The organism is Chryseobacterium panacisoli (assembly GCF_008274625.1).
Classification (GTDB): Bacteria; Bacteroidota; Bacteroidia; order Flavobacteriales; family Weeksellaceae; genus Chryseobacterium; species Chryseobacterium panacisoli.
Genome location: NZ_VTRU01000001.1, coordinates 606094 through 628615, shown reverse-complemented (window position 1 = coordinate 628615; position 22522 = coordinate 606094). Strand labels below are relative to the sequence as shown.

Genomic DNA, 22522 nt, shown 5'->3' with positions numbered 1-22522 from the left:
AAAATATCAAAACCAATGAACACATCAGAGTTAAACAGTTTCATCGTGATACTTATCTATGGTTCATTGGTTTTGCTTTCTCTGCTGAAGCTGGCCAATCCTCTGAAAGTAAACCGTAAAGCCAATTTCTGGTTTGGAATATTTCTTTTTCTGTGGTCTACCTTCTGGCTGGATGAGGTTTTGTTTCTCATCACAGGTGTGGTGGTTGAGTTTCATTCTCTCTTTTTCGTCAGATGTATTCAGTTTTTCACCCCGATTGTTTTTTACTTGAGTGTATTGTTCTTTACCAATCCCTCTTTTACTTTCAAAATCAGAGATGTTAGATTTCTGTTACTTCCGGCAGCCTTCCTGTTGTGTCTTATCTTAGTAAAACTCGGTTATGAATCACCGTTTGAATATCTGAGTGTTATTCTGATCCTGATTCAGGCACTGTTTTACACCGGACTTTCTTATATTACCATCAGAAAACACCAGCGCAAGATTCAGCAGTTTTCTTCCAATACTGAAGGAATCAATCTGAATTGGCTTGAATATATCATTCTGGTACTTCTTATTGTGAATATCATTTATGTGATATATAATCTTTTCTATGATCCCAAATCACTGAATTTCTTTATCAATACTGTTTTTTTACTTGTGATCTACTGGGTGGGGTATTATTCTCTGAAACAAAGGGAAATCTATCCTTTAGAAGAAAAGCAGAGAGAAGAACTGATCTCTATCAATGAAGATTCCGATTCTGAGGAGATAAAGAGAAAACTAATCTCTGATGAAGAATTGGTAAAGATCAAAACCTCACTTGAAAGACTTATGGAAATACAGAAACCTTATCTTGACAGTGAACTTAATCTGATCAGGCTGGCCGAAATGCTGTCCGTTTCTACTCATCATCTGTCGTATGTCATCAATACGGGTTTTGGAAAGAATTTCTTCCAATATGTAAATGAATTCAGAGTAGAATATGCCCAAAAGCTTCTGAAGGAATCAAATAGTAAATTATCAATCCTGGGAATTGCTTACGAATCCGGATTCAATTCCAAAACTTCTTTTAATACAACTTTTAAAAAAGTGACGGGACAGACCCCCTCTGAATTCAAAAAATAAGTTCCGATTTATAAAGTTTTACTTTTGTTTTGGTTTAATTTATTGATTATTAAGTATTTAATCATTTTGTTTTTATTTCTCGAAAATCAGTTCGTTCAGATAATCCGGAACATGTAAGGATGTGTTTCATGATAGCTTTGTACCATAAAATGTAAACGTATGGATACCAAAGAATCATATGCTGTAGTCACAGGAGCTAGTCAGGGACTGGGCAAATCATTTGCTGAAAATCTGGCCAGGAAAAAGATCAATGTCATTCTTGTAAGCCTTCCGGATCAGAATCTTAAAGAGTTGTCCCGAGAGTTGGAAAAATTGTATGATGTAAAAGTTCATTACTACGAAACAGATCTTTCTGTCAATGATAATGTCATGAAGCTTACAGAATGGCTTAACCGTTCTTTTGATATTCATATCCTGATCAACAATGCAGGACTTGGAGGAACTAAAAAATTCACAGAAGCCTCTCCGGATTATATCAATACCATTCTGCAGGTCAATGTAACAGCAACTTCTCTGATTACGCACCAGTTGCTCCCCAATCTTTTAAAACAGCCCAAAGCCTATATTTTGAATGTATCCAGTATGGCCGCCTTTTCTCCCATAGGTTTTAAAACCGTATATCCTGCTTCCAAAAGCTTTATCCATTCATTTTCCAGAGGGCTGCATGAAGAATTGAAAGATACCAATGTCTTTGTAAGTGTGGTGAATCCAGGTGCCATGAAAACCAATACGGATGTCTGTAAAAGAATAGAAAAGCAAGGTTTCATAGGAAGACTGACCCTTTTAAATCCTGATAAAGTAGCATCATACTGTATTCGTCAGCTGTTTAAAAAAGATTCCGTAATTATGGTGAACCCTATCAGCTGGCTGATGATGAGAATTTTACCCATATGGATCAAACTTCCACTGATGACCCAGGCTATAAAAAGAGAAATTGAAGCATGAAAAAAGTATGTGTAACCGGAGCAACAGGACTTCTGGGAACTAATGTTATTATTAAATTATTACAAAATGGTTATTCTGTTATTGCTCTGGTGCGTAAGAAAAGTGGCTGGCTGGGCGAAGAAAACGAAAATCTAAAGCTGATGGAAGCAGATCTTTCATCCGATCTTTCATTGTTACTCAAAGATGTTGACTGTATCATTCATATCGCTGCAGAGACACGTCAGAATCTTATACGTTATGAAGAATACAGAAAAGTGAATTATGAAACAACTGTAAATCTGTTTACCTGTGCAGAATCAGCAGGTGTAAAAAAGTTTTTGTTCGTAAGCACGGCAAATACCTTAGGGTATGGAAATACGGCTTTCCGGGGAAATGAAAAGGCTCCGCAGCTATACCCCTTTACCCATTCACTGTATGCCCAAAGTAAGCTGGAAGCTGAAGATTATCTTTTAAAGAACTGTAACAATACAGACATTATTATCGTTAACCCAACTTTTATGATCGGAGCCTATGACAGTAAACCGAGTTCCGGGAAAATCATCTTTTGGACCTGGAAAAAGAAGTTGGTTTTTTATCCGAAAGGAGGGAAGAACTTTGTACATGTGGAAGATGCTGCCAACGGAATTTTAAATGCTGTTGAATACGGAAAGACTGATGAAAAATATCTCCTAGCCAATGAAAATTTGAGCTATAAAGAATTTTTTGAGAAAGTAAACAGGATTACCAATCAGAATCCAATCATGATAGCCATTCCGAACAGGGCTTTGAGTTTCCTTGGATTAATAGGCGACGGACTGAGAAAATTAAATGTAAAAACAAATCTCAGTAGCTCCAATATGAAGGCTCTGCAGATCTGTAACTATTATTCTAATCAGAAATCAATAAAAGAGTTAAGTGTTCAATATCAATCGGTTGATAAGGCAATCGAAGATGCTGTTCAGTATTTTATTGAAAATAAAAAACACTAATTTTCATTCTGTTGAAAATAAAAAACCAGCTTTTAAAAGCTGGTTTGTATCAAATTATCTTGTTATTTTCTGAGTTACATTTTTGTTGGAAATAACGCAGGCTTTGCTGCAGTTATTGGCACTTGAAACATTTACCTGTACCAGTGCCGGCAATGATCTGTATTCTTCCTTATTATAAGGAGCTTCAGCACCATTGCTTCCACCGCCTTTAATATCATACTGTACCTGGGCAACTCCTGTGAAGCCCACAGCAGGTTTGAAAGAAAGCGCTCCGGTAGTGGGAAAGTAGGTCCATGTTCCTTGGCTGTTAGTATAAACACCACCAGTTATATTCGGAATCAGAGCTCCATTATTATCCAAAAAACGAAACGAATTGAAATCAAGGTTATTATATGAAAGTGTTGGCGGGTTTTGACCACCTGCTGAAGAATAAGCCGCATCATTCAGCAAAGGATAATAAATTGATTTTATCCCCGGGCATCCTGCAAACAGATCATCTGTTACTTCTGCAGCATAAGGTCTGGTAACGCCTAAGTTTCTTAATAAATGTATATTTTTAGCCGCTCCTGTAGAAGCAGCAAATCCAATTCTGAAAGTTGAAGGTGCTGAGGTATCCAGAGTTCTTACCGTACTGTTGGATATTGTAGTTTCAGTATATTTCAGAGAAGTTGGATAATAATAATTATCAATTACTGTTTCTTTCACAGTTCCGTGCTGTATTTCCAGGGTTATATTGTAACCGCCAGCAGGATTGGGAACCAATGTGACATACGCTTTACGGAATTTTGCATCATTTTCATTGAGAGGAAAGGTTGTTCCGCCGCTTTCAATGCTGAATTGCTGAAGAGTTGTGTTTTTAATACCTATATATTTTCCCGTTGTAGTGTCCAGATAAGCAGATCTGTTATTACTGGAAGGAGCAGCATTGGTAGCTGTACTGTAAAGCAATGGATAGCCATTGTATCCCGCAGGTTCAGCTGATGAGAGGTACTGGTTTCCACGTTTACCTCTTAAAGAAATATTGCTACGCCCGTCAGCTAATGTTACGCCAAAAATTCCATTTCTGACTCTTTCACCTTGGTTAAAACTTGTTTTAAAGTTCCCGAATTCATCCAGTCCTATCCCAAGATAGGCCCCTCTAAGTCCTTCTGTGGATTCGCCTCCACGTACAAAACTATATCCTAATCCTCCACCAAAGTATCCGAGATTAAGCTGTTCCTTAGGAATAGATCCATCTACCAAAAATATAGAAATACCGTCTCCTCCGTTCGTATTTCCGCCATAGATAGCAAATTCAAACTCAAATTTGATTCCCTGATCACTTTTGAATATTTTATCAGCGAGTATAACCCCTCCCGAAATATTATTCACACTTCGGGTAAGCCGCAATCCATCTGTGGTAAAGGTGGCATCATTCTGTACTCCGCTGGTCGCTACTTTATAAGCTTCCTGAGGCTGTAATCCCTGTGTAAAATTGACAAAATACGGATAGCCCGTTCCTTGTTCATTCTGCGCCTGAATATTTTGTGAGAAAATAAATAAGAAAAGAATAAACAAAAACATTTTGTGTTGCACAATTGAGGTATTTCTTATCATAGCTCAGTTATTTAACAACAAAAACAATATTAATAAATGAACAGTCTGTGGCTGCAGCTTTTACGTCATAGGTCATTAAACCATCATCAGAAATAGAAATATTACTGAATACATTAGGATCAGCATCGGTCACATAGTAATAAATGTCTTTGCTTGATGGGAAAAAAGGAATAGATGCAGGAGCGCTGGTGCTCTTCGCTTTTGGAGACCCGAACTGGGTTTTATACAACGTATATAAATCTTTTGTTCTGCCCGTAGCGTTGGTAGAAGTGTCAAAAGAAACACTAGGCATGTAAAACATTTTTACAGCATTACTACTGATACATAGCCAATCAGGCTTGGTAGGTGTTCCGATATTCTGGCTTAAACATTTCTTATCAGTATCATAAATAAGAAGCGAGTTGGCCGGATTGGAAATAGCGTCTCTTTTTGCAGTAGTAAGTCTTGATATCAGCATTCCTTTGTTTTGACTGTAAACATCCAGAATAGCGCTTCCGTCAGGTGTAGATGTGTTAATCCCTATCTGTGCAAAAGAAAAAGAACTTACTAAAACGATTGGTAGAAATAATTTTTTAATCATGATGTCTTTAATAATTTTTTGTCTGTGTGTTGTATGTTTTTTTGTGTTGTTTTTTTTTATGAAATTACTTTCTGCCAGCTTAATTTATTTTGAAAATAATACCCTGTAACTCATCCAAACAATGAATTATACCATAATATAGCATGAAGACACCATCGGTTTCCAAAGTAACAGATACAACAAGCATATGTCATAGAGACAATCTATGTCTTATCTGAAAGAGTCGAAAAGAGAATTGAGTTAAGTAGCCTTATATAAAATATAAGTTTTTAGAATAGTAAAATTCATTGTCCTTGTGTTTTTGCAAATATACGAATAAACTACTTATTATGTGTGTTTTATGAGATTAATTTTAATTTAACTTTGTTTGTTGATTAAATCATTACTTATTGAATTAATTTTTTTGCGAATATGGTAAAATAAACAGATTATTTTTAACATTCAATCACTATATTTTTTTGAAATATGCTGTTTTGCAAAAAAAATGTAGATGTTAAAAAAATAGAATAAGTGATGTATTTTGGACGTAATCAGCTGAAAAAGAATTTATTTTGATAAATTAGCTAACGCATTTTCCAGTGATTTCAGAAAGTTTACGTGCTTTGTTTTGTTACTTTCAAAAATAAAGTCCTTCAGACTCTTGCTTTTGTATTTGTCGAAATCACCTACAATAGCCAGTCCGATACGATAGTTTGAGAATTTTTGAAGAATTTCACCTGCGATTTTTGTTTTTAAATCGAAGAATTCAGGAGTGATGTTTTTTTCATAGAGAATTACTTTGTCAAAACCTTGATAATAAACATTTCCCATCAGGTCCAGTCCATCCTGCACAGATTGGATAATAATATGATCAGAAATAACTTCTGCAATTTTTATCGTATTAATTTCGTGAGATTGAATAATCATCTTCTTTATTGAATATTTTTTTTGATATCATTTAAAAAGTTACCCAAAGGAAACGCTTCTCCCTGATTGGTAAGCGCTATAATACAGCTGTTATGTTCCAGATCTCTCCAGAATAAAGCTTTGAAGCCATTCAGACCGCCTGTATGCATTGCGGTTTTTCTACCCTTTTCATCTTCTATAAACCAGGCAAATCCATAGTTTGAAATCTGTCCGCCAGTTAGTTTTGCAGGGGTATACATAAGATCTGTATTTTCTTTACTGATTAAGGTATAATTCCGTAGGGCCTGATCAAATTTATACAGATCTTCAGGAGTAGAATAAATTCCGCCGTCACCAGTTGTTAAGATTGAATAATCATCAGGTTTCTTTTGCTGATTATATCCTGATGCCTTATTGGGGATCACTGTAGAAGATTCATACACATAGGTATTGTTCATCTTCAAAGGAATCATAATCTGCTCATTGATCAAAGTACCATAAGATTTCCCGGAAACTTTTTCGATAATCTGAGAAAGAATGATATATCCGCTGTTGCTGTATTTAAACTTACTGTCAGGAGTGAAATCAAGATTTTTAAGACTAAACAGCCAGTCAATCACTTCCTTATTGGTTAATCCTTTTTTCGAAAATAAATTCTCATAATCACTGATTCCCGATGTATGGTGCAAAAGCTGCCTGATGGTGATATTTTCAGCATATTCAGGAAGTTCAATGAACTGAGAAGCCTTATCATCCAGCTTCAACAAACCTTTTTGCTCTGAAATCATAATCGCTGCCGCAGTAAAAGCCTTGCTGAGAGAGGCAATATAAAAAGAAGTATTTTTATCAGACCGGAGCCTTTTTTCAATATTGCGGAAACCCAGGGCAGTATCACATACCATCCTGCCGTCTTTCACAATCAGAACAGAGCCGTTGAATTCTCCTTTCTTATAATATTCATTCACAACATCCTGAGGATGCTGTTTGCAGGATGTTAACGACAGAATCAGGGAAATACCAATGAAGGTATTCCATATCAAAGTTTTCATAGGTTAAGGGTCTGGAAGCAAAATTACTTATTTTCTTCCATAAATGAACCTGTCATTTTCAGATAAATCCTTCAATAATTGAGCGTTAGAGAAATATTGATAGAGTTCCAAGGTTTCCGGACCTAATTTCTGATTGATTTCTAAAAACAAAAGCCCGTCCTCATTCAGATGCTTCTTAGCATCTTCTGCTATTTTTTTGTAAAAGATCAGAGCATCGGAAGTAGGGGAGAAAAGAGCCATTTTAGGCTCAAATTCTTTCACAGAATCCGCAATTTCAATCTCTTCTTCAATACCTATATACGGCGGATTTGAAATAATAATATCAAAGCTTTCAATTGGCTCAAAATGGAGATAATCAGCATGAATGAATTGTATTTCCAATTGATGATAATCTGCATTTTTTCGGGCAGTCTCCAGTGCTTTTTCAGAAAAATCTATCGATGAAACTATAGCTTCAGGAAAATGTTTCTTTAAAACCAGAGGAATCACTCCACTGCCGGTTCCTATATCCAGAATCTTTAATCTCGGAATATTAAGCTTTAAACGTTGAATCTCTCTGATCGCAATTTCCAGCAGCTCTTCTGTTTCAGGGCGGGGAATGAGTACGTTTTCATCCACAAAGAACTTCATCCCATAAAACTCAGTTTCTCCGAGAATCTGTTGATAAGGTCTTCCTGTTTTAAGTTCTGAAACCAGGTGACCAAGTTTTTCTTCATCATCTGTCAGAAGTTCCTGCTCAGAAAATCTTCTTTGCTGGAAATGATCAAAACCTACGATCTGATGGATGAATAGGGAAGATAAAAAAATACTTTCCGATTCAGTGTAAAGACCGGAAAGTTCTGTTTTGAAATATTTTTTAAATGCTGAAATCGTCATTTATCTTGTAAAAACCAGTTTAGTATCTGTAGACTTCTCTTCATCAATTCTGTACCCCTCATAGTTGAATGCTTTTACATCTTCCAGGGTTTTAGCGTTAGTTTCAGCACAAAATCTTACCACAAGGCCTCTTGCATGCTTGGTGTATACAACGATAGTTTTCAGTTTTCCTTCTTTTAATTCGTAAAAATCAAAATCGATCACTTTATGATTCAGCTTTTTTCTGTCGATTACTTTTCCATATTCATTGCTGGCAAGGTGAAGAAGTATTTCTCCTTTTTTCATCTCAGAATTCAGTTGTTCTGTAATCTTTTCTCTCCAGAATCCATACAGGTTTTTGTATTGATCAAACTCAAAAGGACGTCCCATTTCCAGCCTGTAAAGCATTACTTTATCAGAAGGTTTCAGCAGACCATAAAGCCCGGAAAGCATTCTGTAGTTTTTCTGCAGGTAGTCTACCGCATTTTTATCCAGGGTTTTGGCATCCAGTCCTCTGTAAACTTCTCCTGTAAAAGCAAACATAGCCGGAGCAGATTCTTTAGCAGTAGGTTTGGGTTTCCATTTTTGATTTCTTTCCCAGTTTTCATCAGCCAGTTTGGATGATATTTCCATCAGCTCGGAAAGATATTTCGGAGATTTTTCTTTTAAATAAGACTGTATAAATGCTGCTTCTTCAATGAATCTGGGGGTAGAAGACTTCAACAGGTCCGTTGAGTTATCTACGTTCATTAATTTTGCAGGAGATGTTATAATTTTCATAATGTTAAAATACAGATAAATGTTTAATATTAATAAAATTCAGAGCCATCAGAGAGATGAAATCAATCATAAAATGACAGATGATCAGAATTTTAATATTTGAATAGCGTTTATAAAACAGGGCAAAAACAATTCCAATAAAGAAAGGCCCGAGAACCTGGCCTATAGTACCGTAAGTGCTGTGCAAAATTCCAAATAAAATGGCAGAAATAATAATTCCTGAAGTCGGATTATTGTAAATTTTTTCAATCCTTGGCTGTATATAGCCCCGCATCAGGAATTCTTCTGCAACAGCAGCCGTAAGGCACGTGGAAATAATTAAGAAATAATTGTTTCTAAAAACAGGTACAAGATTAAGAAGCTTATCACTTATTTTTTCAGGGATAAAAAACAGGATTATTGCATTCAGGACTGCTCCGCCAATTAAACAGATGAAGTATAGGCTCAGAACTGCTTTAATATAAAATAATACAGAATAAGAATTTTCTTTTTTTAATAAAAATGAACCTTTCTCAATAACTATACTATACAGAAATACGATGAGCAAAACGATCCAGATTACAATCCTGCTAAGAAAAAAACTGGTTGCTGTAATTCCTTTTATTCCCGTAATCAGAGTAATAACAGGAAAAGAATAAAGCATTGCTGCAGCCAAAAGCACAAATGTGAGTAAGATTCCTATAGAATATTTCCCATTAACCTCCATAATCCAATAACCCTAAACCTCCAATTTTTATATTTTGAATTAAATAATTCCTTTTCCCTGACGGATAATCTCCGGTTCTCCGGAAGTAAGGTCTACAATAGTGGATGCCACATTATCTCCATATCCTGAATCAATGACAATATCTACCAAATGATCATATTTCTCAGCAATCAGCTCAGGATCGGTAGAATATTCAATGATTTCATCATCATCTTTAATAGAAGTGGAAGCAATAGGGTGTCCCAGTTTTTCAACGATCAGTTGCGGAATCGGGTGATCCGGAACACGGATGCCAATCGTTTTATGACCTTTATAGGCCAAAGGTAAATTTTTGTTTGCTTCAAGGATAAAAGTGAATGGCCCGGGAAGATGACTTTTCAGAAATCTAAAAATCGAGGTATCAATTGGTCTTGTAAAGTCAGATAGATGGCTTAGATCATTACAGATAATAGAAAATTTTGACTTCTCAAGCTTCATTTTTTTGAGCTGAGCAAGTTTTTCCATGGCTTTTATATCAAAAATATTACAGCCTAAGGCATATATCGTATCAGAAGGATAGATAATCAGCCCGCCATTATTTAAAGTTTTAATAACCTCATTCACAAGATTTTCCTGTGGGTTGTCTGGGTAAATTTTTAATATTTTTGCCATAAAACAAAGATACAAATAATAAAATAGTTTTCATAAAAGTCCTTTATTTAAAAGAAAAATTAGGATTTGTAAAAAATATTCGTACCTTTGCAATCCAATATCGCGGGATGGAGCAGTAGGTAGCTCGTCGGGCTCATAACCCGAAGGTCATCGGTTCGAGTCCGGTTCCCGCTACTAAGCAAGTGCTTTCGGTAGGCACTCTAAAAATACACCGCGGGATGGAGCAGTAGGTAGCTCGTCGGGCTCATAACCCGAAGGTCATCGGTTCGAGTCCGGTTCCCGCTACTAAGTTAAGTGCTTTCGGTAGGCACTCTAAAAATACACCGCGGGATGGAGCAGTAGGTAGCTCGTCGGGCTCATAACCCGAAGGTCATCGGTTCGAGTCCGGTTCCCGCTACTAAGTAAGTGCTTTCGGTAGGCACTCTAAAAATACACCGCGGGATGGAGCAGTAGGTAGCTCGTCGGGCTCATAACCCGAAGGTCATCGGTTCGAGTCCGGTTCCCGCTACTAAACGAGAGAAGCAATAATATATTGCTTCTCTTTTTTTATATTTTATTCTGTCATTGCGAACAAAGTGAAATCTTAGGTTGCAATAACGCAAAGACTCAAGTTTATATTTGTATTATCAGAATGGTTTTAAGGGTATAGAGTAAATGTTTCCTGTTTCCATTTTTGATATGCTTCTCTCATACAATGTCCACAAGGACGATAATTACTTTGCAGAGCTTCTTTTTCATCTGTAAAGAAGACCCGGTTTTCCTTTTTCATTCTTTTTCCTGACCGGCAGCTGAGCAGTCCATAGATTTTCAGTTTTTTATTTCCTCCGAAACAAATCTCTCTGTTATGAATTTTACTTCTCAGACTTTCGGCTGATATTTGAGAATGTGAGAGCATATGATTAAAATTTTAAAGTTGAAACTTAACATAATAGGCAGCTGAGCTCAAATTAGCTGATTGCATCATGGAAAATAATTCCCAACGCATAGCGGTTTCCTTCTCTTACTTCACTTATTCCATGTTTCATATTGACTCTGTAATAGCCTTTGGTTCCTTTTTCCGGCTTAAATTGAGTCGTGAAGATGAGTACATCTCCTTTTTTGGGTTTTAAAACAATAGCTTTTGACTGTGCTCTCGGGATCTGCTGGGTAAGTACAAATTCCCCACCTGTAAAATCTTTGTCAGGTTCGCTGAGCATGAGTACGATTTGAATAGGAAAGTACACATCACCATATAAATCCTGATGTAAAGTATTAAAACCACCTTCTTTATATTTTAGAATTAGAGGAGTCGCTTTCTGCTGGCCATTAGTATGACATTGTTGTAAAAATTCCTGATGATCTAAAGGAAATTGTGTGTCAATATTCAGGGCTTTAAACCAGGAATTGGCAATCGGAGCCAGATACGGATAAATACCCGTTCGTAGGGTCTGAATTATTTCAGGAAGCGGGTAATCAAAATATTTATATTCGCCAAGGCCGAAACGATGTCTGGCCATGATCACTGTTTTACGGTAAAAACCGGGATTGTCATAATTTGACTTTACTATTTCGCATTCGTCCTGTGATAGCAGATCAGGAATTACTGCATATCCTTTTTCATGCATTGTTTCCATAAGGTGCTGCCAATCTGTATTTTTGATTTTATGAACAATATCTTTCATTGGTTTGATTTTATACTGCAAAAATCCGAAGTTGTTCAGGATAAGAAAATCCGAAACATGCGGTATTTATCTTCTTACTGAATTGCTGGACTATCAGGATAATATTAATCTGGATTATAAGGCTGGTACTGATTAAGACTACTTTTGCCCGGTTAATAAAATAAACATAACTATGAATTACATTATTAAAAAGGCAAGTCTTGAGGATCTTGATGAAACGGCAGAATTATTCAATCTTTACCGTGTTTTTTACAGACAGGAATCAGATATTGAAAAAGGAAAGGCTTTTCTCAAAGAACGGTTTTTAAACAGTGAATCGGATATTTTTCTTGTGATGGCTGAAGGAAGCGCTGTGGGATTTGTTCAGCTTTATAAGCTGTTTCATTATACCAGACTACAGAAGCAATGGCTGCTAAGTGATCTGTTTGTTCATCCCGATTACAGAGGGAAAGGTCTTTCTGTAGCATTAATTGACCGCAGTAAACAATGGTGTGAAGAGACAGGCGCATGCGGATTGATGCTGGAGACAGAAAAAACAAATGATATCGGAAATACATTATATCCGCGTTGCGGATTTGAATATGATGAACTCCATAATTACTACCAATGGTGGAAATAGGCACAAAAGTGAAGCATTACTTTTAGGTTGCAGGCTGGGAGTGGAAGCTTCCAGTCTCTTTTTTAGTAGTATTAGTTCTACAATGTCGGACATTTAATTCTACAGAGATTTTTATCTAATGGAAAGGCATAGTCCTATTTTTGTAAAGCTCTTACAGATCATGGGTAGGACAGTTGATCTGTAGAGTGTATGCAAAAAAATCTCTGCCGAATTTTCTACTTTTTCCCCAAGTTTTATGATTAGTACCACAAAACTGCTTTTTCCGGCGGAGATTTTTTGCTTTTGAATAAAAAAAGAGAACCGCAGTTGCAGTTCTCTTTTTTATGTTTTTTAATATGATTTTAGATATTATTGAGCCAGTTGAGCGTAAGGAGTAAGTTTGTTGTCATCAGACATGGTCTGTCCTAAAAAGTCTCTTTTCTGATCCGCTTTCATTCTCCCTGCAGCATCATTGGCATTGAAATAAGCTTCGCTCAATTTTGTAGCGATATCAGCAGGTTTGAAATCAAATTTAGTATCACCTTCTACACCAAGATATCCGTTCTTTCTTGTAAGGTTGGTAATATAATTGTTGTAGTTGATCATTGTACCTCTAAACATATTGTTATGGTATTCCATACATTTCTTAGCTTTTTTAGAAGAATTGTTCAGGATACAATTTTTCATATTGTTTCTGTATAAAAACCATTCAGATTCTAAAATACCATATTCTCTACCTACAGCAATCTTCCCATTATTCACAATATTATTATCCCCTTCTTTTGTGGAGATGGTCTGAAGATGCTGAATAACCAATGGAACGGTAGCTTCGATTTTTGATTTTGTATCCTTTAATATGCTCAGATCAGCAGCAGGAGAACCCTTCTTTTGTGCTGTAGTAACGTTAAAAATAAGCAGTAATAGTACAATCAATAAATTATATCTTTTCATGAGAAATTTTTAAAGCACTAAAATAAATATAATTTCCCGGTTAAAACAAATTCATTTTAATTTTATTTAATAAAATTTAACAAGTTTTAAGAATTTACACCTGAAATGATTCTTTTTCTGTGGATTAAGCAGGTGGGTATTTCACTCCTTTAAAAAATTAATATATTTTAATTAAAATTATATATTTGATTTTCAATTAGTTACAGTTATTTTTGTATTTATCACTAAAAAAGTAGTTGTTTGATTCAATTTTATTTCTACATTTGTATAACTAATTTCTTAGTGATATAGACTTGGATGGCTTTATATCACGATAATTGATAAATGAACAGGATATGAAAATTCAGACTTTAACAAAAGCAGAAGAGCAGGTAATGCAGTATTTATGGAAAATAGAAAAAGGATTCCTAAAGGATGTTCTTGATCTTTTCCCGGATCCGAAACCGCATACCAATACGGTCTCTACCATTTTAAAAGTATTGAAAGACAAAGAATTTGTAGACTATCGTGTACATGGAAGACAGCATGAGTATTTTCCGCTGGTTTCAAAAGAGCAGTATTCCGGAAAGACCATGAAAAGTCTGGTGAAAAACTATTTTAAAGGCTCCTACAAAAGTGCTGTTTCGTTTCTGGTAGAAAAAAACGAAATGACGGTAGAAGATCTTGAGATGTTATTGGATGAACTGAAAAACAAAGACTAGTACTTATGGAAGCAATACTTTTATACTTTGGAAAAATAATTTTATGTTCGGGTGTAACATTTTTGTATTACCAGTTGTCTTTAAAAGACAAGACATTCCATCATTATAACAGATTTTATCTGTTAGCGGCAATTGTGATATCACTGCTGCTGCCACTCATCAGAGTAGATGATTTTACGATAGAGGTAAATAATGATATGTATATGCTTCTTGACAAAATTCAGAATTTTAATTCAGAAAAAAATATAAACAATGGTAACCTTTATTTTAACATTATTTTTTCAGCTCTGGGACTGGTTTCTCTCTATTTTTTAGGGAAGCTTATCTACGGGATTTTCAAAATCCAGCAGTTTAAGAAACAGTTTCAGAAAGAAAGTTTTGACGGGATCAATTTTTACCGTACAGACCTTAACGAAGCCCCGTTTTCATACTTTAAGAACCTTTTCTGGAAGAATGCCATCACACTGCATTCTGATATCGGAAAACAGATTTTAAAGCATGAGATGGTACATATTGAGCAGAAACACTCTTTTGATAAGATTTTTATCGAGATTATTACTTCTGTTTTCTGGTTCAATCCGTTTTTTCATATCATCAAAAAAGAAATTAATCTCATCCACGAGTACCTGGCTGATAAAAAAGCCGTACAGCAATCGGACACCAAAGCATTTGCGCAGATGCTTTTAGCAAGCCACTTTTCCGGAACACAGTTGCCTGCTGCCAGTCCGTTTCTAAGTTCAAACCTTAAAAAAAGACTTAAAATGTTACAAAAACCAAAAACCAAGTTCGGATATGCGCGAAGAATTCTTGCATTGCCGGTGTTATTTACCGTAGCTTTTGCTTATCTGGTAAATGCGAAGAACAGAGAAATTGAAGAAACCAATCTTTCCATTAAAAAAGTAGTTTCAGAAATCAAAAAAGATACAGTAAGACCATCGGGTCAGGAAAAAATTACAGATCTGAAACCTGTCTCACCGGAAGATCATACAAAAGTGGCTGAGCTTGAGAAAAAGATTAAAGAAAAAGAGAAAGAGCTGAATGGATTGGATCCGGAAAGTGATGCCTTCAGTGATAAAATTGAAGAAATAAGTAACCTCGCATCAGAGATAGGAGAGATAGCTTCCAAAGTTGAAGTTGATCAGTATTTCAATTCTGCTGAATGGAAAAATCAGATGAAGGAACTTGAAAATATGGATCCTCTTGATAAAAAAGAGCTTCGTAAAATAGAAAGAGAGGCTAAAAAAGCGGGAAGAGAAGCTGCAAGGATGGTAAAAAAACTGCCTATTCCTCCTGCTCCCCCAGAAGAACCAAAAGAACCCAAAGCTCCAAAAGTAGTTTATTTTAAAAATAATAATACAGTCTACTATAAAGATCTGAATCCTAAAGATAAAGAAGATATACGTAAGGCGATGAAAGAGGCAAGAAAAGCTATGAAGGAAGCCAGAATTGAAGGAGAAAAAGCTAGAGTTGAAGGAGACAAAGCAAGAGCAGAAGGTGCTATAGCTCGCATACAGGGAGACAAGGCGAGAGCAGAAGGAGAGCGAATCAGAAAAGAAAGTGCGATCATAAGAATTGATGGAGAGAGGATAAGAAAAGAAAGCGAAAAAATACGTGTAGAAGCAGAAAAAGCAGCGCAGAATTTCAGAGCTGGTAACTTTACCATGACAACTTCTGCTCCTAACGTTATGGTAATGCATGCTGATTTTATCAAAAAAGACGGCAACGGAAACATCGCCATGAATGGGGTGAAAAAGTTTAGCATAAATGGCAGTGATGACCTGAAATACAAGTATTACATTGATGGAAGAGAAGTATCTAAAGATGAGGTTAATGCTTTGAATTCTGCCAATATTTCAAAAGTAATGGTCAACAGCCAGAAGAATGGGGAAGTGAAGAAAGGAGAAGTGAGAATTGAGACAAAGAAATAAAAGTTCCAAAAAAAGCTTTGTCAGTGTTTAATTGGCAGAGCTTTTTTACTAATATCCGGATAATATATAAATTATGAAAAAAAGTTACTTCATTTTATTAGCATTGTTAAGTGTGTTTGTGAACGCACAAGTGAACAGATTCTTTTATGACTACAAATATATTTCTGATTCTACCAATAAGGCAGACGTGAAAAGCGATGTTATGCTTTTGGATATTGATAAAAACGGATCCAAATATTACAGCCGCGATAAATTTGTTGCTGATTCAACAATGAAAGCTGATATCGCCAAGCAGATGAAAGGAGGATTTGGCGGAAGCATCAATATCAAGAGAAATATAAAGCCGGGGATGATTTCTTCTGCTGTCACGAAAAAGTATCCGGATTATAGTATCTCATTCTCTGAGAATATCGGAAATACGACTTATAAGATGCCCGAAGACCAAAAACCTGAATGGAAAATCTTACCTGAAAAACAGAAAATCGGAGAATATAATACCCAAAAAGCAACCACAAATTATGGAGGCAGAAGCTGGACAGCATGGTTCTCTACAGATATCCCGTTTCAGGATGGTCCGTATAAATTTTATGGATTGCCAGGACTTATCGTTAAAATAGAAGACAGTACAGGATCCCATATTATGACTTTAATAGGTAACAAAAAAACGGAAGCTGCATCCGAAGAAGATATTCAAATACCGGGTCTTACCACAATTGGTTTTGGGGGGAAAGAAATAGAAATCACTAAAAAGCAGTTTAAAAAAGCCTGGAAAGATTACCTTGTTGATCCTACAAAAGATATGAAACAAACCATTAGTACTCTTCCTGCAGGAGCCGTTGTGCATATGAAAAATCAGGATGGAAAAAGTATTGATACGAATGAAATGTACAGAGCTATTGAAAAAAGAGCAAAAGAAGAGCGGCTAAAAAATAACAATAAAATAGAACCGGAGCTTTATAAATAAACGGTTTATATTGGAATAAAATACAGTAAGGTTAACATAATCTTACTGTATTTTTTTTGTATTGTGTATCTTTATCAGGACTTTAAATTTCACATGATGACAGAAAAAGAAAAATGTGCAGCAGGACTTTTATACAATGCTAATTACGATAAAGAACTGATTCAGGAGCGTATTGCCTGCAAAGATCTGTGCCAGGAATATAATGGTCTCAAAAACTCAGATACAGAAATGAGATATGAGCTGCTCAGAAGAATAATCGGCAGTATAAAAGAAAATATCTGCATAGAGCCCAATTTCTGGTGTGATTACGGTTACAATATAAAAGTAGGTGAGAACTTCTACGCCAATCATAACCTTGTTATCTTAGATTGTGCCATAGTAGAATTTGGTGATAATGTATTTATCGGACCCAATTGCAGTTTCTATACAGCCGGCCATCCGCTTAATGCTAAACAAAGAAATGAAGGCCTTGAATATGCACACCCGATAAAAGTAGGAGATAATGTATGGCTGGGAGGAAATGTCGTTGTGCTTCCGGGAGTTTCCATTGGAAATAACTCGGTAATTGGTGCAGGAAGTGTTGTTACGAAAGATATTCCGGATCATGTAGTCGCTGTGGGAAATCCGTGTAAAGTTGTTAAAAAGATTACAGAACAGAATTAAAAACGATACCAAACTAACCATGAGAAAACTGATCATTTTACTGAATTTTATATTGGCTATATTTACTTATGCCCAGAATCAAAGATTTATTTATGAATACCAGTATGTTCTGGATTCCACAGCTAAGGATAAACCGGAAATGGAAATTATGCTTTTAGATGTTGCTGCCAAAGGATCAATATTTTACAGTAAAGATTCTTTTGAATCAGATTCTCTTATGACATCTGCTATGGAAAAACAGCTTCAGATGGGAGCTAAAGAATTAGATTTTTCAGGGATCAAATTCAAAGGCAAAATAAGTTATAGCGTTGAAAAGATGTATCCCGATTATTCAGTGAACTTGTTCACCAATCTTGCCGCTGACGAATATAGGGTACAAGATCTGAGAAAACAAGAATGGAAAATATATGCGGATAAAGCAGAGATAGGCGGATTTAAAGTACAAAAAGCAACAGGAGACTTTGCCGGAAGAAAATGGACAGCATGGTTTACAACAGACCTTCCCATTCAGGATGGTCCCTATAAATTTCATGGGCTTCCGGGATTAATAGTAAAACTTGAAGATGCTTCCCATACCCATTCATACGAATTAAAAGGCAATAAAAAACTTCCTGAAGGCTATGAATGGAAAAGTACCAAAGAAAAAGAACGATTTAATGCTCTTGTTACAGTGAATGAAACCAGATATAAAAAAGCTTTTAAAGACTATCTTGCTGACCCCATGAAAAGTGAAAAACAGATGCTGGCCCAGGGAATTGAAATTCAGGAAATAGATGAATCAGGAAAATTGATTCCTGCTGATAAAGCACAGAAAGAGAAAGAAATAAAAAGGAAGAATGACCTGAAAAAGCAAAATAATATTCTTGAGCTGGATCTACTGAAATAGAATAATCATTAAAAAATAAAAACCCGGAACATTGTTTCGGGTTTTTTATATCTGAATAAGAATCAGTTATTATGCTAATTTCTGAGAATCTGCAATGAACTGAGTCAATCCGCTGTCTGTTAATGGGTGCTTCAATAAGCTCAAGATCGGAGGCAGTGGAGATGTAATTACATCAGCTCCGATTTTAGCACAGTCGATGATGTGCATTGAGTGACGGATAGAAGCTGCTAAAATTTCAGTTTCGTACATATAATTATCAAAAATCAATCTGATTTCCTGGATAAGGTTCAGACCGTCTGTAGAAATATCATCTAGTCTTCCTAAGAACGGAGAAACATAAGTAGCTCCTGCTTTTGCTGCCAAAAGAGCCTGTCCCGGAGAGAAGATTAATGTACAGTTCGTTTTGATTCCTTTATCAGAAAAATATTTTAAAGCTTTGATACCGTCTTTGATCATTGGGATCTTTACAACGATATTAGGGTGAATAGCAGCCAATTCTTCTCCTTCTTTAATCATTTCTTCATACGTTGTAGAAAGAACTTCAGCAGAAATATCTCCGTCTACAAGTTCGCAGATCGTTTTGTAATGGTTTTTGATTGCTTCAGAACCCTGGATTCCTTCCTTTGCCATTAAAGAAGGGTTGGTAGTTACTCCATCTAAAATTCCAAGATCTCTGGCTTCCTTGATTTGCTCTAAATTAGCCGTGTCAATAAAAAATTTCATTTTGTTAAATAGATTTATTGGTACAAAGATAGGGAATTAATTGGGTTCTGAGATATGAATTTTGAGTTACGGGGTTCGGGTTTTCGGATATACGTGTGATAGAGTTGGAGGGTTTGAAAGTTTCGAGTTTGAGAATGGAAGGAATTATACACAGTAAAAAAATAATTTATATTGATCTTAAACAAATAGTTAATTTTGCACCTAACACCTAACACCTAACACCTAACACCTAACACCTAACACCTAAAATATTATCCATGAAAAGCAACAGTTTCACAGCCACATTAGAAATCATTGGAATTAATCCTTTTGTATTTGTTCCGAATGAGATTTTGGACAGGATTTTTGATGAATCAGGAAGGAATAAAAGCCCGATTCCGGTAAAAGGAACAGTGAACGGACAGGAATTTAAACAGAACCTGATGAAATACCTGGGAGAATGGAGACTGTACGTCAATCTGATAATGTTGAAGAATTCCCCGAAGAGGATTGGAGAAATCATTGAAGTTGTACTGGAATATGATAATTCCGACAGAAGTATTTCTATTCATCCCCATTTGGAAAAAGCAATTAAAGAAAGTCCCCTAGCAACGGAAAATTTTGAAAATCTGATTCCTTCAAGAAGGAATGAGCTGATTCGTTATATCAACAATTTGAAAACTGAAGCCAGCATCCAGCGGAACATTGAAAAAATTATCCGCCACTTACACGGTGAAACAGATTTTTTCGGAAAAACGATTGAATAAGAGAACCAGAATAAAGGTCAGAATTTTAAAAAAGCAAAGACCAAATTAAGCCTTCATTATTATTAAGTAAGCTAAGAAAGCAACAAAGTAGCTGATGAAGCTTTATGGTATGCATACGCTTAGAAGAATCAATGAAGTTGATTTGAACTTTGCTGCCCTAAAATATAAAGCAGGTAAAAATAAGCCTTTGCGTTAAATTTAAGCTAGATTGGATATAAATAAAAAATGCCGGAAATATACTTCCGGCATTTTACTTTTACTAAGAATTTAATGCTTTGCTAAGCTTTACAGCGTCCTGATTGCTGGGATCATATTGTAAAGATTTTGCAATATGCTCTTTTGCCTTATTAGGATCTGTCTGCTGTTCTGCAAAGGCAATATAGAAATAGGCGTAAGCCAGATTTTTCTTATTTTGCTCTACTTCTTCCGGTTTTACGGTGGCAATATACTTTTCATAAGCCAGTTTTGCATTGGCGTCATCTTTTGCAGACTGATAGGCATATGCCTGGCTGTAATAAGATGGAGCCCAATCCGGTAATAAAGCAGAGATTTTCTTCCAGGTATCAATGGCATTTGGCCAGTCTGAAGCTTCCTGATAAGCTGCTGCTAATTTGGCTAGAGATTCTGTATCCTTTGGATTGGCCTCAATTTGTTTTTTAAGACCATCAATTGTTGGATTGCTTGTTTGACTCGTTGCTGCCGAAGTTTCCGGTTGAGTCGTTTGCGCGTTTACAAGACTTACACTTCCTGCCAGTATTAAACCTAAAAATAGATTTCTACTATTAATTTTACTCATTTTCATAATCTTATATTTTAAAGTCAAAATCTAAAATTCAATAATAATTCCACAAAAAGTTAAATTTTAGAAGCTTTAAGGTTTTTTAGAAAATATTAACGGGAAACATGTTTTTTTTAGTTTAATTTTTGATTCGTTCATGTTTGAGATTATCTTTGTCATTCATTTTTTTATTAATAAATATAATTTCGTGGTATGAATATCATATTAGCTTCAACATCCACTCTTTTTGGTGGAGAATATCTGGAATACTTAAGAGAAGAATTAGTACAACTGTATAAAGGAATTGACGAAATTGTGTTTATTCCTTTCGCAAGACCAGGCGGAATGTCCCATGACGACTATACCGCAAAAGCACGTTCTTTCTTTGAAACCCTCCATATAAAAGTAAAAGGTCTTCATGAGTTTGAAGATAAAAAAGAAGCCCTTAACCAGGCCAAAGGGTACTTTACCGGTGGGGGAAATACTTTTTTATTGGTTAAAACATTACACGAGGAAGGGTTGATGTCTGTCTTAAAAGAAAATGTATCAGGAGGAAAAGCATATCTTGGATGCAGTGCCGGAAGCAATATCGGGGGACAGAATATGAAAACAACGAATGATATGCCGATCGTATATCCTCCAAGTTTTGACTGTATGGGACTGGTTCCTTTTAACATCAATCCGCATTATCTTGATCCGAATCCAGATTTGAAGCATAATGGAGAAACCAGAGAAACCCGTATTCAGGAGTTCCTTACCCAAAATGACATTAAAGTAGTAGGCCTTAGAGAAGGAAACTGGATCAGAAGAACAGCAGATTCCATTACGGTGGAAGGAAAGGAGCTGACAAGGATTTTTGAAAAAGGTAAAGAACCTTACGAGATAGAAGCAGGAAGCAGACTTTAATGAATAAAGAAGAGATCAGCCTTTTTGTTGAACGTAATCTGACCAATTTTTCAGTGAACAGTACCGGATGGGAACAGCTGATCCGGAAGCTGCTTTTTGAATTTGCCATCGCAGGCTGGAATATGAACCACCGTGTTTTTGGAAAAGAAAAATTTGGTGGATTGAGATGTTACACCTATTCTGAGGATGAAACCCTTAATAATAAGCTTAAAGCCATCAAAGATAAATATTCAGAATTGTCGGTAAAGACCTGTGAAATCTGTGGCAGTGAAGGTAAAATGAGAACAATAGATTCCTGGCAGACGACGCTGTGCCTGAATCATTTTCTGGAGCAGCAGCCTATTCTTGAAATTGATTATAAACAGAATATCAGGAGAAATAATACAATCATTCTGAATATCAGGAATATCATAAAAGCTGATCTGGAATATGACTTTCAAAGGGTATGGCTTTACACAGAAGAACAAGGAGAAACGTTTTATTTTTCATGGCAGGAACCTAATTATTACCTGCTTTTAAAAACAATTCCTCTTTCTCTTTTTCCGGAAGACAGACGAAATGAAATTTCAATGTTATTCCAAAGTTTGGATGGCTGTGAAATATGCGGTCATAAAGCTGTATATCAGAAAAGCTGTCTGCGCTGTCATAATGAGCAATGGAATGAATCCGGATATTTTATAGAAAATTACGGAGAAAAATCAAATTATATAAAAGAATGCCAGATGGATATTTTTATGGATGAAGAGGATTATGAAAAATATTTTATCTATGACCGGTCATTTGAAAAATTGTCTGGCTATCAGATTCTTTTCAGTTCCGATGATCTCAGAGAGTATGAAAAGCTTTTATTTTAACTATATTTGACTAGAATTTAAACAACGGAAAAGGTTCAGATACT

25 protein-coding genes and 4 tRNA genes are annotated in these 22522 nt (G+C 35.7%); 16 read left to right on the top strand and 13 right to left on the bottom strand.

What is annotated here, in order from left to right:
• Positions 1-15 precede the first annotated feature (15 nt).
• The 3 genes from FW781_RS03005 (at position 16) to FW781_RS02995 (ending at position 3017) form a co-directional block, all read left to right on the top strand.
• Positions 16-1104 (top strand): helix-turn-helix domain-containing protein, encoded by a 1089-nt coding sequence (locus tag FW781_RS03005; protein ID WP_149386046.1) that lies wholly within the window; start codon positions 16-18, stop codon positions 1102-1104.
• A gap of 159 nt (positions 1105-1263) precedes the next feature.
• A complete protein-coding gene (locus FW781_RS03000; RefSeq protein ID WP_149386045.1) occupies positions 1264-2049 on the top strand; it encodes an SDR family NAD(P)-dependent oxidoreductase in 786 nt (261 codons plus the stop codon).
• Complete coding sequence (locus FW781_RS02995) at positions 2046-3017, top strand: NAD-dependent epimerase/dehydratase family protein (protein WP_149386044.1); 972 nt, start codon at positions 2046-2048, stop codon at positions 3015-3017. The genes FW781_RS03000 and FW781_RS02995 overlap by 4 nt, the downstream gene beginning before the upstream one ends.
• A gap of 54 nt (positions 3018-3071) precedes the next feature.
• Here the strand turns inward: FW781_RS02995 and FW781_RS02990 are convergent, their stop codons facing one another.
• The 8 genes from FW781_RS02990 to FW781_RS02955 form a co-directional block, all read right to left on the bottom strand.
• The gene (locus FW781_RS02990; RefSeq protein ID WP_228720126.1) at positions 3072-4613 is read right to left on the bottom strand and encodes an L-type lectin family protein; all 1542 of its coding nucleotides are present in this window, start codon (positions 4611-4613) and stop codon (positions 3072-3074) included.
• Positions 4614-4620: 7 nt separating this feature from the next.
• Positions 4621-5193 (bottom strand): hypothetical protein, encoded by a 573-nt coding sequence (locus FW781_RS02985; protein WP_149386043.1) that lies wholly within the window; start codon positions 5191-5193, stop codon positions 4621-4623.
• Positions 5194-5739: 546 nt separating this feature from the next.
• On the bottom strand, positions 5740-6099 hold the full coding sequence (locus FW781_RS02980) for a DUF4180 domain-containing protein (RefSeq protein WP_149386042.1): 360 nt from the start codon (positions 6097-6099) through the stop codon (positions 5740-5742).
• Between the two features lie 5 nt (positions 6100-6104).
• Positions 6105-7127: a serine hydrolase domain-containing protein gene (locus FW781_RS02975; RefSeq protein ID WP_149386041.1), complete on the bottom strand. Its 1023-nt coding sequence runs from the start codon at positions 7125-7127 to the stop codon at positions 6105-6107.
• A 27-nt stretch (positions 7128-7154) separates the two neighbouring features.
• On the bottom strand, positions 7155-8003 hold the full coding sequence (gene prmC, locus FW781_RS02970) for a peptide chain release factor N(5)-glutamine methyltransferase (protein WP_149386040.1): 849 nt from the start codon (positions 8001-8003) through the stop codon (positions 7155-7157).
• Complete coding sequence (gene yaaA / locus FW781_RS02965) at positions 8004-8762, bottom strand: peroxide stress protein YaaA (protein ID WP_149386039.1); 759 nt, start codon at positions 8760-8762, stop codon at positions 8004-8006. It abuts the gene before it with no gap.
• 4 nt (positions 8763-8766) lie between these two features.
• Complete coding sequence (locus tag FW781_RS02960) at positions 8767-9468, bottom strand: CPBP family intramembrane glutamic endopeptidase (protein WP_149386038.1); 702 nt, start codon at positions 9466-9468, stop codon at positions 8767-8769.
• A gap of 39 nt (positions 9469-9507) precedes the next feature.
• Entirely contained in the window at positions 9508-10119 is a 612-nt protein-coding gene (locus tag FW781_RS02955; RefSeq protein WP_047421778.1) for an L-threonylcarbamoyladenylate synthase, read from the bottom strand.
• Positions 10120-10220: 101 nt separating this feature from the next.
• Between FW781_RS02955 and FW781_RS02950 the strand changes: the two genes are divergently transcribed.
• From FW781_RS02950 to FW781_RS02935, 4 genes are all read left to right on the top strand, one after another.
• Positions 10221-10293, top strand: a tRNA-Met gene (locus FW781_RS02950).
• Between the two features lie 38 nt (positions 10294-10331).
• A tRNA-Met gene (locus FW781_RS02945) sits at positions 10332-10404 on the top strand.
• A gap of 39 nt (positions 10405-10443) precedes the next feature.
• Positions 10444-10516 (top strand) — tRNA-Met (locus tag FW781_RS02940).
• Positions 10517-10554: 38 nt separating this feature from the next.
• Positions 10555-10627, top strand: a tRNA-Met gene (locus FW781_RS02935).
• A 129-nt stretch (positions 10628-10756) separates the two neighbouring features.
• Here FW781_RS02935 and FW781_RS02930 read toward each other — a convergent pair.
• Together FW781_RS02930 and FW781_RS02925 are read right to left on the bottom strand one after the other, a co-directional pair.
• Positions 10757-11014 (bottom strand): Ada metal-binding domain-containing protein, encoded by a 258-nt coding sequence (locus FW781_RS02930; protein ID WP_149386037.1) that lies wholly within the window; start codon positions 11012-11014, stop codon positions 10757-10759.
• A 52-nt stretch (positions 11015-11066) separates the two neighbouring features.
• The gene (locus FW781_RS02925) at positions 11067-11780 is read right to left on the bottom strand and encodes a 2OG-Fe(II) oxygenase (RefSeq protein ID WP_149386036.1); all 714 of its coding nucleotides are present in this window, start codon (positions 11778-11780) and stop codon (positions 11067-11069) included.
• Between the two features lie 172 nt (positions 11781-11952).
• Between FW781_RS02925 and FW781_RS02920 the strand changes: the two genes are divergently transcribed.
• Positions 11953-12399 carry a GNAT family N-acetyltransferase gene (locus FW781_RS02920; protein ID WP_149386035.1) on the top strand — a complete coding sequence of 149 codons (447 nt, stop codon included), beginning with the start codon at positions 11953-11955 and terminating at the stop codon, positions 12397-12399.
• A gap of 348 nt (positions 12400-12747) precedes the next feature.
• Here FW781_RS02920 and FW781_RS02915 read toward each other — a convergent pair whose 3' ends face one another.
• Positions 12748-13329, bottom strand: coding sequence for a hypothetical protein (locus tag FW781_RS02915; protein ID WP_149386034.1), 582 nt, complete (start codon positions 13327-13329; stop codon positions 12748-12750).
• Between the two features lie 335 nt (positions 13330-13664).
• On the opposite strand from FW781_RS02915, the gene FW781_RS02910 reads away from it, so the two are divergent.
• The 5 genes from FW781_RS02910 (at position 13665) to FW781_RS02890 (ending at position 18471) form a co-directional block, all read left to right on the top strand.
• Positions 13665-14030, top strand: a complete 366-nt coding sequence (locus FW781_RS02910; protein ID WP_047385363.1) for a BlaI/MecI/CopY family transcriptional regulator — start codon at positions 13665-13667, stop codon at positions 14028-14030.
• Between the two features lie 5 nt (positions 14031-14035).
• Positions 14036-15958: a M56 family metallopeptidase gene (locus tag FW781_RS02905; RefSeq protein WP_149386033.1), complete on the top strand. Its 1923-nt coding sequence runs from the start codon at positions 14036-14038 to the stop codon at positions 15956-15958.
• 73 nt (positions 15959-16031) lie between these two features.
• Positions 16032-16922 carry a GLPGLI family protein gene (locus tag FW781_RS02900; RefSeq protein WP_149386032.1) on the top strand — a complete coding sequence of 297 codons (891 nt, stop codon included), beginning with the start codon at positions 16032-16034 and terminating at the stop codon, positions 16920-16922.
• Positions 16923-17018: 96 nt separating this feature from the next.
• Entirely contained in the window at positions 17019-17585 is a 567-nt protein-coding gene (locus FW781_RS02895) for a sugar O-acetyltransferase (RefSeq protein ID WP_149386031.1), read from the top strand.
• 19 nt (positions 17586-17604) lie between these two features.
• The gene (locus FW781_RS02890; protein ID WP_149386030.1) at positions 17605-18471 is read left to right on the top strand and encodes a GLPGLI family protein; all 867 of its coding nucleotides are present in this window, start codon (positions 17605-17607) and stop codon (positions 18469-18471) included.
• A gap of 69 nt (positions 18472-18540) precedes the next feature.
• Here FW781_RS02890 and fsa read toward each other — a convergent pair whose 3' ends face one another.
• Positions 18541-19194 carry a fructose-6-phosphate aldolase gene (gene fsa / locus FW781_RS02885; protein WP_149386029.1) on the bottom strand — a complete coding sequence of 218 codons (654 nt, stop codon included), beginning with the start codon at positions 19192-19194 and terminating at the stop codon, positions 18541-18543.
• Positions 19195-19451: 257 nt separating this feature from the next.
• Here fsa and FW781_RS02880 point away from each other — a divergent pair, with 257 nt between their 5' ends.
• Positions 19452-19940 carry a YdeI/OmpD-associated family protein gene (locus FW781_RS02880; protein ID WP_149386028.1) on the top strand — a complete coding sequence of 163 codons (489 nt, stop codon included), beginning with the start codon at positions 19452-19454 and terminating at the stop codon, positions 19938-19940.
• A 259-nt stretch (positions 19941-20199) separates the two neighbouring features.
• On the opposite strand, the gene FW781_RS02875 is transcribed toward FW781_RS02880, so the two are convergent.
• A complete protein-coding gene (locus FW781_RS02875) occupies positions 20200-20736 on the bottom strand; it encodes a tetratricopeptide repeat protein (protein ID WP_228720125.1) in 537 nt (178 codons plus the stop codon).
• Between the two features lie 195 nt (positions 20737-20931).
• Here FW781_RS02875 and pepE point away from each other — a divergent pair, with 195 nt between their 5' ends.
• Complete coding sequence (gene pepE / locus FW781_RS02870) at positions 20932-21624, top strand: dipeptidase PepE (RefSeq protein WP_149386026.1); 693 nt, start codon at positions 20932-20934, stop codon at positions 21622-21624.
• Positions 21624-22478 carry a hypothetical protein gene (locus FW781_RS02865; protein WP_149386025.1) on the top strand — a complete coding sequence of 285 codons (855 nt, stop codon included), beginning with the start codon at positions 21624-21626 and terminating at the stop codon, positions 22476-22478. Before pepE ends, FW781_RS02865 begins: the two co-directional genes overlap by 1 nt.
• Positions 22479-22522 lie beyond the last annotated feature (44 nt).

What these genes read in the sequence shown, in the direction of transcription:
- FW781_RS02925 (WP_149386036.1), bottom strand. Translation starts at nt 11,780, where the DNA reads ATGAAAGATATTGTTCATAAAATCAAAAATACAGATTGGCAGCACCTT.
- FW781_RS02915 (WP_149386034.1), bottom strand. Translation starts at nt 13,329, where the DNA reads ATGAAAAGATATAATTTATTGATTGTACTATTACTGCTTATTTTTAAC.
- yaaA (WP_149386039.1), bottom strand. Translation starts at nt 8,762, where the DNA reads ATGAAAATTATAACATCTCCTGCAAAATTAATGAACGTAGATAACTCA.
- FW781_RS02890 (WP_149386030.1), top strand. Translation starts at nt 17,605, where the DNA reads ATGAGAAAACTGATCATTTTACTGAATTTTATATTGGCTATATTTACT.
- FW781_RS02995 (WP_149386044.1), top strand. Translation starts at nt 2,046, where the DNA reads ATGAAAAAAGTATGTGTAACCGGAGCAACAGGACTTCTGGGAACTAAT.
- FW781_RS02985 (WP_149386043.1), bottom strand. Translation starts at nt 5,193, where the DNA reads ATGATTAAAAAATTATTTCTACCAATCGTTTTAGTAAGTTCTTTTTCT.
- FW781_RS02865 (WP_149386025.1), top strand. Translation starts at nt 21,624, where the DNA reads ATGAATAAAGAAGAGATCAGCCTTTTTGTTGAACGTAATCTGACCAAT.
- FW781_RS02910 (WP_047385363.1), top strand. Translation starts at nt 13,665, where the DNA reads ATGAAAATTCAGACTTTAACAAAAGCAGAAGAGCAGGTAATGCAGTAT.
- FW781_RS03005 (WP_149386046.1), top strand. Translation starts at nt 16, where the DNA reads ATGAACACATCAGAGTTAAACAGTTTCATCGTGATACTTATCTATGGT.
- FW781_RS02930 (WP_149386037.1), bottom strand. Translation starts at nt 11,014, where the DNA reads ATGCTCTCACATTCTCAAATATCAGCCGAAAGTCTGAGAAGTAAAATT.
- FW781_RS02880 (WP_149386028.1), top strand. Translation starts at nt 19,452, where the DNA reads ATGAAAAGCAACAGTTTCACAGCCACATTAGAAATCATTGGAATTAAT.
- prmC (WP_149386040.1), bottom strand. Translation starts at nt 8,003, where the DNA reads ATGACGATTTCAGCATTTAAAAAATATTTCAAAACAGAACTTTCCGGT.
- FW781_RS02875 (WP_228720125.1), bottom strand. Translation starts at nt 20,736, where the DNA reads ATGAGTAAAATTAATAGTAGAAATCTATTTTTAGGTTTAATACTGGCA.
- pepE (WP_149386026.1), top strand. Translation starts at nt 20,932, where the DNA reads ATGAATATCATATTAGCTTCAACATCCACTCTTTTTGGTGGAGAATAT.
- FW781_RS02980 (WP_149386042.1), bottom strand. Translation starts at nt 6,099, where the DNA reads ATGATTATTCAATCTCACGAAATTAATACGATAAAAATTGCAGAAGTT.
- FW781_RS02900 (WP_149386032.1), top strand. Translation starts at nt 16,032, where the DNA reads ATGAAAAAAAGTTACTTCATTTTATTAGCATTGTTAAGTGTGTTTGTG.
- FW781_RS02895 (WP_149386031.1), top strand. Translation starts at nt 17,019, where the DNA reads ATGACAGAAAAAGAAAAATGTGCAGCAGGACTTTTATACAATGCTAAT.
- FW781_RS02920 (WP_149386035.1), top strand. Translation starts at nt 11,953, where the DNA reads ATGAATTACATTATTAAAAAGGCAAGTCTTGAGGATCTTGATGAAACG.
- FW781_RS02955 (WP_047421778.1), bottom strand. Translation starts at nt 10,119, where the DNA reads ATGGCAAAAATATTAAAAATTTACCCAGACAACCCACAGGAAAATCTT.
- FW781_RS02960 (WP_149386038.1), bottom strand. Translation starts at nt 9,468, where the DNA reads ATGGAGGTTAATGGGAAATATTCTATAGGAATCTTACTCACATTTGTG.
- fsa (WP_149386029.1), bottom strand. Translation starts at nt 19,194, where the DNA reads ATGAAATTTTTTATTGACACGGCTAATTTAGAGCAAATCAAGGAAGCC.
- FW781_RS02975 (WP_149386041.1), bottom strand. Translation starts at nt 7,127, where the DNA reads ATGAAAACTTTGATATGGAATACCTTCATTGGTATTTCCCTGATTCTG.
- FW781_RS02905 (WP_149386033.1), top strand. Translation starts at nt 14,036, where the DNA reads ATGGAAGCAATACTTTTATACTTTGGAAAAATAATTTTATGTTCGGGT.
- FW781_RS02990 (WP_228720126.1), bottom strand. Translation starts at nt 4,613, where the DNA reads ATGATAAGAAATACCTCAATTGTGCAACACAAAATGTTTTTGTTTATT.
- FW781_RS03000 (WP_149386045.1), top strand. Translation starts at nt 1,264, where the DNA reads ATGGATACCAAAGAATCATATGCTGTAGTCACAGGAGCTAGTCAGGGA.